9 protein-coding genes are annotated in these 9104 nt (G+C 71.4%); 4 read left to right on the plus strand and 5 right to left on the minus strand.

Going from position 1 to position 9104, the window contains the following annotated elements:
- Window positions 1-31: 31 nt before the first annotated feature.
- A complete protein-coding gene (locus tag C4J65_RS34265) occupies window positions 32-466 on the minus strand; it encodes a VOC family protein (protein WP_115745952.1) in 435 nt (144 codons plus the stop codon).
- Between the two features lie 172 nt (window positions 467-638).
- Here C4J65_RS34265 and C4J65_RS34270 point away from each other — a divergent pair, with 172 nt between their 5' ends.
- Window positions 639-2396, plus strand: coding sequence for a lysyl oxidase family protein (locus C4J65_RS34270; protein ID WP_115745953.1), 1758 nt, complete (start codon window positions 639-641; stop codon window positions 2394-2396).
- 102 nt (window positions 2397-2498) lie between these two features.
- Here C4J65_RS34270 and C4J65_RS34275 read toward each other — a convergent pair whose 3' ends face one another.
- From C4J65_RS34275 to C4J65_RS34295, 4 genes are all read right to left on the minus strand, one after another.
- Window positions 2499-3524: an NADP-dependent oxidoreductase gene (locus tag C4J65_RS34275; protein WP_115745954.1), complete on the minus strand. Its 1026-nt coding sequence runs from the start codon at window positions 3522-3524 to the stop codon at window positions 2499-2501.
- A gap of 3 nt (window positions 3525-3527) precedes the next feature.
- Entirely contained in the window at window positions 3528-3956 is a 429-nt protein-coding gene (locus tag C4J65_RS34280) for a helix-turn-helix domain-containing protein (RefSeq protein WP_162833492.1), read from the minus strand.
- A 113-nt stretch (window positions 3957-4069) separates the two neighbouring features.
- Complete coding sequence (locus C4J65_RS34285) at window positions 4070-5191, minus strand: NAD(P)/FAD-dependent oxidoreductase (RefSeq protein ID WP_115745956.1); 1122 nt, start codon at window positions 5189-5191, stop codon at window positions 4070-4072.
- A gap of 162 nt (window positions 5192-5353) precedes the next feature.
- Window positions 5354-6337, minus strand: coding sequence for an alpha/beta hydrolase (locus C4J65_RS34295; RefSeq protein WP_115745957.1), 984 nt, complete (start codon window positions 6335-6337; stop codon window positions 5354-5356).
- 163 nt (window positions 6338-6500) lie between these two features.
- Between C4J65_RS34295 and kcsA the strand changes: the two genes are divergently transcribed.
- From kcsA to C4J65_RS34310, 3 genes are all read left to right on the plus strand, one after another.
- Window positions 6501-6983 carry a pH-gated potassium channel KcsA gene (gene kcsA / locus C4J65_RS34300; RefSeq protein WP_115745958.1) on the plus strand — a complete coding sequence of 161 codons (483 nt, stop codon included), beginning with the start codon at window positions 6501-6503 and terminating at the stop codon, window positions 6981-6983.
- Window positions 6984-7056: 73 nt separating this feature from the next.
- A complete protein-coding gene (locus tag C4J65_RS34305) occupies window positions 7057-7662 on the plus strand; it encodes a dihydrofolate reductase family protein (RefSeq protein ID WP_115745959.1) in 606 nt (201 codons plus the stop codon).
- Window positions 7663-7898: 236 nt separating this feature from the next.
- Window positions 7899-9077, plus strand: coding sequence for a Cmx/CmrA family chloramphenicol efflux MFS transporter (locus tag C4J65_RS34310; RefSeq protein WP_115745960.1), 1179 nt, complete (start codon window positions 7899-7901; stop codon window positions 9075-9077).
- The last annotated feature ends 27 nt before the right edge of the window (window positions 9078-9104 follow it).

Genomic DNA, 9104 nt, shown 5'->3' on the forward strand with positions numbered 1-9104 from the left:
CTGCAATTGCGCCAACGACGCGCGGCATGCCTCAGTCGAGACAGAACTCGTTGCCCTCCACGTCCCGCATCACGATGCACGACTCGTTCTCCTCATCGGCGAGCAGGACACGCTCGCGCACCGCGCCGAGGGCCACCAGCCGCGTGCACTCGTCCTGAAGCGTGGCGAGACGCTCCTCGCCCACGAGTCCGGTCCCCACCCGCACGTCGAGGTGCACCCGGTTCTTGACCACCTTGCCTTCGGGAACGCGCTGGAAGAACAGCCGCGGGCCCACACCAGAGGGGTCACCGCACGCGAACCACGCGTCCCGGTCCTCGGGAGGCAGCGAAGCGTTGTAGTCGTCCCACGTGCCGAACCCCTCCGGCGGCGACGGTGCGACGTACCCCAGCACCTCACACCAGAAGCGGGCGACACGCTCGGGTTCGGCGCAGTCGAAGGTGACCTGTACCTGCCTGATCGAAGACATCCGCGCACCCTAGCAGGGCGCGACGAAGGCACCGCGATCCGGCCAACCTCCCACCGTTTCCCACCTTCTGGACAACCGGGCATCCGACCTCTCCCTCTCACAGCGCGGGCACAGCATGTGCCGCCTGCTTCCTTCCCACCGCACCCCCCAGCACCTGAAGGACGAGGGATCGATGACCAGAACGCGCACCACCCGGCTGCGACGTCCGCTGCTCACAGCTACCACGGCGGTCGCCGCCATGGCCGTGACCGCGGGGCTCGTGGCCGCCACCGCGGAGCCGGCGAAAGCGGCGACAGGACCCAAGCTGAGCCTCATCGCCGCGACCACCTCACTCACGCTCACCTCCTGGAAGGAGGATCCTGGCGTCTACCTGGACCTCGGCACCTACCTCACCGCGGAGGGCAGGCCGCTGGAGCTGAAGGTGACCCGGAAGTCCTACAAGGACCCGGTGATCATCACCCAGACCGTGTACGAGGGCGGCAAGGCCAAGGCCAAGGTATTGCCCAAGGGCACGGTGAAGGACTTCTCCGGGCTGCCCGGCTTCGCGGAGATCACGGTCACCGACAAGGCGGGCAAGAAGGTCCTCGGCCGGACCGAGGACTTCTGCCCGAACAACGCCAGCGGCCGGGTACGCCCCGACGCGCCCGCCACCTCCAAGTATCCGGAGAGCTGCTCCACCAACCCGTTCACCCTCGGTTCGGTGTGGGGCGTCGAGCAGGGCTGGGCGGCCAACACCTACGCGGGTTCCTACACCGAGCCCGTCTCCCTGGCGGCCGGAACCTACACCGCCAAGGTCGGGGTCGCCAAGAAGTACCGTGACCTCTTCGGCATCGCGAACAAGCCCGCCACCGTCAAGGTGACCGTGGTGGAGCGGAGTTACGAGGACGACCAGGGTGCCGCCGGGTCGGCCGCGTCCCGGTCCGCGACGGCGGGCGAGCACGCCGGTCACGGGGCCGCCCACCAGGCTCCGGCCGCCCACGCGGGCCACGGGCCGGGGCACGCCCCGACCCCCGCCCAGGCCGCCGCACCCGTCACGAGCGGGGCGGGTGCCTCGTACAACGTGGGCCACGGACCGCTCAGGGCGGCACCGCCCGCCCTGCCGTGGGCGCTGAAGAAGCAGCAGGCCGCGCGGTCCGCGCCGGTCGGCGACAAGGGAGGCCAGACCGACGGCTCGCGCAAGGCCCCGGCACTTCAGCCGCTGGCCGCGCGACCCGCGGGCGAGCCCGCCGTCCCGGACGTCCCCAAGCCCGACCTGCGCTCGCTGCCGGCCTACGGCATCGTCGTCAGCGACGGGGAGGAGGACGTCCGCGGCAAGGACTACCTGGCCTTCAGCGCCAACGTGTGGAACGCCGGTCCGGCGCAACTGGTGGTGGACGGCTTCCGGTCCCCGGGCAAGGACAAGATGGACGCCTACCAGTACTTCTACGACGCCAAGGGCAAGCAGGTCGGCTACGCCCCGACGGGCACCATGGAGTGGGACCCGCGTCCGGGGCACGTGCACTGGCACTTCACCGACTTCGCCAGCTACCGGCTGCTGAAGGCGGACAAGAAGGAGGCCGTGCGCAGCGGCAAGGAGGCATTCTGCCTGGCCAACACCGACGCGATCGACTACACGGTGAAGAACGCCAACTGGCACCCGTTCAACACCGATCTGGCCACCGCCTGCGGCGAGGAGAACTCCATCTCCGTCCGCGAGGTCCTCGACGTCGGTTCCGGCGACACCTACTCCCAGGACCTGCCGGGCCAGTCCTTCGACATCACGGACGTGCCCAACGGCACGTACTACATCCAGGTACTGGCCAACCCCGAGAAGCGGCTCAAGGAGACCAGCCTCGACAACAACAGTGCGCTGCGGAAGATCGTGCTCGGCGGCAAGCCGGACGCCCGGACCGTGACCGTACCGGCACACGACCTGGTGAACGCGAACTGACCTGACCTCAGGGGCGCCGGCGCCCCGGTCCGAGGAGCCGACGGCCACCCGCGGTGGCCGTCGGTTCCCCACACCAGGCCCGCCCCACCGTCCAGGTGCCGGTCACCCGCGCACGCGGACGAGCTGCTTGCCCAGGTTGTGGCCCCGGAAGAGCCCGGCGAGGGCGGCGGGAGCCTGGGCGAGGCCCTCCGCCACGGACTCCTCCAGGACGATGTCGCCCTTCGCGGACCAGGTGGCGAGCGCGCCGAACGCCTCGGGGAAGCGCTCGACGTGGTCGAGGAAGACGAAGCCCTCCATGCGGGCCCGGCGCAGGCCGAGCTGGAGGTAGTTGCGGGGGCCGGTCGCGGGCGACTCGCCACGGTAGCCGGAGGCCACGCCGCCGCACACCACGATGCGGGCGTGCAGGGCGAGGCGGTCCAGGACCGCCTCCAGGAGATCACCGCCTACGTTGTCGAAGTACACGTCGACGCCGTCGGGGGCGAGCTGGGCCAGTTCGGCCGGGACGTCGTCGCGGGTGTGGTCGATGCACGCGTCCAGGCCGGCGGTCTCGACCGCCCAGCGGCACTTGCGTCCGCCGCCCGCGATGCCGATCACGCGTGCGCCGCGCGCCTTCGCGATCTGGGCGGCGATCGCCCCGGTGGCGCCCGCGGCAGCCGAGACGACGACGGTCTCACCCGGTCCGGGGCGGCCCACGTCGGTCATCCCGAAGTAGGCGGTCAGGCCGGTGGCGCCGAACAGGCCCAGCATGCTGCGCGGTTCGACGCCGGGCGGAACGGGGTGGATGCCGTACAGGCCGTCGGGCCCGCCGACGGCGTAGTCCTGCCAGCCGAGTTCGCCGTACACGTGCGTGCCGATCGGGAGCGCGGGGACGTTCGAGACCACCACCTCGCCGACGCCGCCGCCTCGCATCACCTCTCCCAGTCCCACCGGCGCACGGTAGTTGGGGCCGGCGTTCAGCCACCCCCGCTGAGTGGGGTCGATACTCAGCCAGTCGACGCGGACGAGGACCTGGTCCGGCCCTGGTTCGGGCGCCTGCGCGACGCGCAGCTCGAAGCAGTCGGGACGGGACGGGTCGAGGTCGCCCCGGGGGCGGCGGGCCAGCACCCACTGGCGGTTCCTGACAGACATGGATCACATCAGCTCCGTGAACCGGTGGAGCAGGGTGGCGAAGGCCTCGCGGTCCACGGGGCCGAGCGCCCGGCCCAGCAGCGCCGAGGCCTTGTCGGCGGCGACGGCCGTCGCCTCCCCGGCCAGTGCGGCCCCCGCGCCGGTCAGGGTGACCAGCGCGCGTCGGGCGTCGCGCGGGTCGGGGCAGCGGTCGACGTACCCCTGCCTCTCCAGCGGCGCGAGGAGCCGGGCCACGCCGGACGGGGTGATGCCGAGCAGCTCGACGAGGTCGAGCCGGCGCAGCCGCCGTTCGGGAGAGCGCGCCAGGTGGTGCAGGACGGCGAACTCCCGAAAGGAGAGCCCCTGTACGTCGAGCCGCCGCCGCAGTCCCGAGGCGGCGCGGGTCAGCTCCAGAGCGAGCGCGAGGTCGTCCGCCTTCCGCGAGCGGTCCATGATGTCCTTCACACGTTGAGATCACGTTGACTATTCGGTGAGTACTCAACGATAGGTCCACTACCGAGTGCGTGGCAAACCGCGGCGACGGCCGCGTCCCGGGTGCGATCGCATCACCGGCCGTTGTCGGTGACCAGGTCGATCAGGCCCTGGGCCGTGTGGTCGGGGGAGTTCATGTCGATCATGTCGTCGCTCGCCGCCTCGGCGCTGCGGGGGAACATGGCCCGCTCGTACTCGCTCAGTGCCGCCTCGACGTCACCGGGGTGCGCGGCGAGGGCCGCACCGAGTTCCGCGCCGTCGAGCATCGCGAGGTTGGCGCCCTCGCCGTTGGGAGCGGCGAGGTGGGCGGCATCGCCCAGCAGGGTCACCCCCGGTACCCGCTCCCACCGGTGTCCGGTCGGCAGCGCGTAGAGGGGGCGCAGGGCCGGCGCGACATCGCTGTCGGTGATCAGCGCGGTGAGCTCCGTCGCCCAGCCGTCGAATTCCTGGGCGATGCGTGCGCCTGCCGCGGCGCCGTCGGTGAAGTCGATCCCGGCGAACCAGTCCAGCGGCCGGTTCAGCCCCACGTAGGCGTGCAGGGTGTCGCCCTTCTCCCGGTGGGCGAAGATCTCCTTGCCCGGTGCGGGAGCGATCAGCATTCCGCCACCGACCGTCTTCGCGGCCACCGGGTGTCGTGTGCCGGTGTCGAACAGGTAGGTCTCGACCACCGACTTGCCGACGTACTCGGGTGTGGCGGAGGACAGCAGCGGCCGGACACGTGACCACGCGCCGTCCGCCCCGACCAGCAGGCGGGTGACGACGGCGCCACCGTCGGCGAACGTCACCTCGTGCCGGCCGTCGCCGAGGGAACGGGCCCGGCCGACCTTGTGTCCCCACCGCACGGTGCCGGCCGGGAGCGAGTCGAGCAGGATCTGCCGCAGGTCGCCGCGCTGAACCTCCGGCCGTCCACCGGTGCCGTCGTCGGCCTGGTCGAGCCGGACCGTGCCGTCCCGGTCGAGTACCCGCAGTGCCTGACGGCCATCGAGAACAATGGCCCGGAACTCGTCCGTCAGCCCGGCCGCCTCGACCGCGAGCTGCCCGTTGTAGTCGTGGATGTCCAGCAGCCCGCCCTGGGCGCGCGCCGAAGGCGAGGAGTCGGCCTCGTAGACGGTGACCGGGATCGCGTGGACGTGCAGGACGCGGGCCAGTGTGAGTCCGCCGAGCCCGGCGCCGATGATCGTGACAGGGGTGTGCATGGTGGCTCCTTCGGGATCGGGCCGACCGGTTCTTTTCCGGCCGGCCACCTCCCGAAAGGTGCCGGGTGCCGCCGACGAACCACCGACATCCGGCCGACAGCCCCCGACATCGCTCCTGCGCGGTGCCGACACGACACCGACACCGCAGGTCGGACAACGCGCTCAGGCGCGGCGCGCGCGGATCACGATGGCCGTGCCCGCCGCGACGGCGAGCACCGCCGCGCCGCCGAGGAACGCGGTCCGTCCGCTCGTGCCGGTGCTGGCGAGGCTCGGCCGTGAGTCGCCCGCGGCCCGCAGGATCAGTTTGGTGACGTCCTCCGGGTTGGTCTCCATGACGGCATGCGGCGCGTCGACCTCGACGGTCGTGGCCTCGGCCCGCTTCGCCATGAAACGCAGGTTCTCGGTGCCGATGGTGCGGTCGTCGGTGGGGACGAGGTACCAGGACGGAATGGTCTTCCACGCGGCGGCCCGCGTCGGTTCGTTGCCGGAGGCGGCGGTCGCGGGCCGCTGGGTGGCGGCCAGCACCTTGACCCGGCTCGCGTCGAGCCGGTCGCTCAGGAAGACGTCGCTGAACTTCTCCGGCTTGAGGTACAGGTCCACGTTCGTGGCGTCGCCGCCGAGCGGTACGGCGTTCAGCGCGGTGGGCACCGGCGCGTTCGGGTCGTCCGTCACCCGGCTGCCCGGGAACTTGGCCGCGAGCTGGAAGGCGGACTCGCCCTTGTCGGGTGCGAAGCCGGCGATGTAGACGAGGGACTCGACGTTGGGGTTGCCGGCGGCGGCGTTGGTGATGACGGCTCCGCCGTAGGAGTGCCCGACGAGGACGATGGGGCCCTCGATGGCCTTGAGCCGGGCGGCCAGGTAGTCGGCATCGCCGGAGAGACTGCGCAGCGGATTCGCCGTGGCCACCACCGGATAGCCCCGGGACTGCAGGTTCTCGACGACCCGGTCCCAGCCGGAGGCGTCCGCCCAGTACCCGTGCACCAGTACGACCGTCGGCTTGCCGCCTCCGGACGTCCCGCCGGGCGGCGTGGCACCGCCTCCGCTCTCGGACGCCGGCGAGGGGCCCGCGGCCATCAGGGCGGCCGCCGGGAGGAGGACGGCCAGGGGTAGCGTCCGCCGGGCGGCGGCGCGTCGTATCTGCTCCATGACCCTTCTTTCTCTGAGGGGAGGGACTGCTGACCACACTGCGTTCGGGTGATGGACGCGGCACCACGGATATGGCCATGGGAGTGAAGATCGATCACGGAGCGTAAAGGAGCGCCTCGCGTACGGCGCGGTGCCGCATCGTCGACCCGGCCGGTGGCGGAGCATGCCGCCCATGCTGTCCGGTCTCCTGGCCAGATTGGTCAAACTGCTGCTCGGGCGCCACGGCGGTGCGCTGCACTGGAGGGCCGCGGGTGCCGCGACGGTCGTCCTGGTGATCGTGCTCCTCGCGGGTTCGTACGTCGCCGTCCTGGCTGAGCGCGGCGCACCGGGTGCGCAGCTGATCACCTATCCGCGGGCGCTGTGGTGGTCCGTGGAGACCGCGACGACCGTCGGCTACGGCGACCTGTATCCCGTGACCCTGTGGGGACGGGTCGTGGCCGTGGTGGTGATGGTCGCCGGGATCACCTCCTTCGGTCTGGTCACCGCCGCGCTGGCCACCTGGTTCGTCGGAAGGGAACAAGAACGCCGGGGCCACTTCGTGCGCCACACCGAGAAGGCCGCCGAGGAGGCGTACACCCGGGCGACGCGAGCGCTGCACGAGCGCTTCGACGGGTTGGAGCGGATGCTCGACGACAACCGAGGGTGACTCCTCGCCGGACGCCGCACCGATGAGTTTCCGGCGGTCGCCCGGTCTACCCGTCGACGGAAGGGAGCGCACCATGCGCGAGATCATCGTTTGCACGTTCCTGACGCTGGACGGCGTCATGCAGGCGCCGGGCGGCCCGGACGAGGACGCCGAGAGCGGCTTCGAGCACGGCGGCTGGCAGAAACCGGTGGACGACGACGAGGTCGGCACGGCCATCGCCGGGTGGTACGAGGACTCCGACGCCATGCTGCTCGGCCGCAAGACCTACGACATCTTCGCGTCGTACTGGCCCACCGCCGACCCCGACAACCCGTTCACCCATCGGATGAACAGCATGCACAAGTACGTGGCGTCCCGGACCCTGACGTCCCTCGAATGGCAGAACTCGACACTGCTGGAGGGCGACACCGTCGACGCCGTACGCAGGCTGAAGGCGTCCGACGGCGGAAACCTCAACGTCGTCGGCAGCGGCGACCTCGCCCAGACCCTCATGCGCCACGGCCTCGTCGACGAGTACCGGCTGACCATCCACCCGGTGATCATCGGGACCGGCAAGCGGCTGTTCGCCGACGGAGCGATTCCCACCGCGCTGGAGCCGGTCGGCGTCTCGACGACGAAGGGCGGCACCGTCGTAGGCGTCTACCGGCCGAACGGTGCGCCCAGCTACGACAGTTACTAGACGGGCGGAGGAATCCAGGTGCTCCGGCGGGCCGGGGTCGGGTACTGTGCGGCTCATGTCGAGTCCTGAGTCGGACAGGGTGGGGGCTTTCGGTCACCCCGTCAGCCCCCTGAATCGCTGAGTTCGCAGCCCTGCGTCGTCCTACCGCTTTCGTCGGTCGGACGCGCACGCGCATGGGGCCGGCCGCGGTGACGAGATGACCCTTCTCGTGCTTCTCCTCACCTCGGAGCCACTCGATGCCTCTTCCGCTGTACCTGCTCGCCGTGGCGGTGTGCGCCATGGGCACCTCGGAGTTCATGCTCGCCGGCCTCGCGCCGGACATCGCCTCGGATCTCGACATCACCGTCGGGACCACAGGCATGCTCACCTCGGCCTTCGCGGCCGGCATGGTAGTCGGCGCTCCCCTCGTGGCGGCGCTTGCCCGCACCTGGCCCAGGCGTTCCAGCCTCCTCGGCTTCGTCCTCGCCTTCGCGGCGGCCCACGCCGTGGGAGCCGGCACCACGAGCTTCCCCGTCCTGGTGGCCTGCCGCGTCGTGGCCGCGCTCGCCAACGCGGGGTTCCTCGCGGCCGCTCTGACCACTGCCGCAACACTGGTCCCTGCCGACAGGAAGGGACGCGCGCTGGCCGTGCTGCTGTCCGGCACGACGGTGGCCACGATCGCCGGGGTCCCCGCCGGGTCACTCCTTGGCACCTGGCTCGGCTGGCGGGCCACGTTCTGGGCCGTCGCCCTCTTCTGCCTGCCCGCGGCCCTCGGCGTGCTGAAGGGAGTCCCCGCGGGACGTGCGAAGGCAGCGGCGACCGGTGGGTTGCCGCTGCGAGTCGAGCTCGCCCGGCTCAAGTCCCCCCGGTTGATCCTGGCCATGCTGCTGGGCGCGCTGGTGAACGCGGCCACCTTCGCGAGCTTCACCTTCCTGGCCCCCGTCGTGACCGACACGGCCGGGCTGGGCGAACTGTGGATCTCCGTCGTCCTGGTGCTCTTCGGTGCCGGTTCCCTCGTCGGCGTCACCGTCGCCGGACGGCTGTCCGACCAACGCCCCGCCCAGGTTCTCGCCGTCGGCGGTCCGCTGCTGCTCGTCGGCTGGCCCACGCTGGCGATGCTGGCCGACCGGCCGTTCGCGCTGCTGACCCTCGTGTTCGTCCAGGGCGCGCTGTCGTTCGCGCTGGGCAGCACGCTGATCACACGGGTCCTCTACGAGGCGGCCGGAGCGCCCACCATGGCTGGTGCGTACGCGACCGCCGCCCTCAACGTGGGCGCCGCGGGCGGACCACTCGTCGCCGCGACCACCCTGGGCACCACGACAGGCAACCTCGGGCCGCTGTGGGCGAGCGGGCTCCTGGTCGCCGTCGCGCTGCTCGTCGCGTTCCCCTTCCGCACGGTGATCACGACTGCCGCGCGAGCCGAGGCGATCCGATGACGCGAACTCCCGCTGCCCACCGTGGAC

This window comes from Streptomyces sp. CB09001 (assembly GCF_003369795.1).
Lineage (GTDB): Bacteria > Actinomycetota > Actinomycetes > Streptomycetales > Streptomycetaceae > Streptomyces.

What these genes read in the sequence shown, in the direction of transcription:
- C4J65_RS34265 (WP_115745952.1), bottom strand. Translation starts at nt 466, where the DNA reads ATGTCTTCGATCAGGCAGGTACAGGTCACCTTCGACTGCGCCGAACCC.
- C4J65_RS34270 (WP_115745953.1), top strand. Translation starts at nt 639, where the DNA reads ATGACCAGAACGCGCACCACCCGGCTGCGACGTCCGCTGCTCACAGCT.
- C4J65_RS34275 (WP_115745954.1), bottom strand. Translation starts at nt 3,524, where the DNA reads ATGTCTGTCAGGAACCGCCAGTGGGTGCTGGCCCGCCGCCCCCGGGGC.
- C4J65_RS34280 (WP_162833492.1), bottom strand. Translation starts at nt 3,956, where the DNA reads ATGGACCGCTCGCGGAAGGCGGACGACCTCGCGCTCGCTCTGGAGCTG.
- C4J65_RS34285 (WP_115745956.1), bottom strand. Translation starts at nt 5,191, where the DNA reads ATGCACACCCCTGTCACGATCATCGGCGCCGGGCTCGGCGGACTCACA.
- C4J65_RS34295 (WP_115745957.1), bottom strand. Translation starts at nt 6,337, where the DNA reads ATGGAGCAGATACGACGCGCCGCCGCCCGGCGGACGCTACCCCTGGCC.
- kcsA (WP_115745958.1), top strand. Translation starts at nt 6,501, where the DNA reads ATGCCGCCCATGCTGTCCGGTCTCCTGGCCAGATTGGTCAAACTGCTG.
- C4J65_RS34305 (WP_115745959.1), top strand. Translation starts at nt 7,057, where the DNA reads ATGCGCGAGATCATCGTTTGCACGTTCCTGACGCTGGACGGCGTCATG.
- C4J65_RS34310 (WP_115745960.1), top strand. Translation starts at nt 7,899, where the DNA reads ATGCCTCTTCCGCTGTACCTGCTCGCCGTGGCGGTGTGCGCCATGGGC.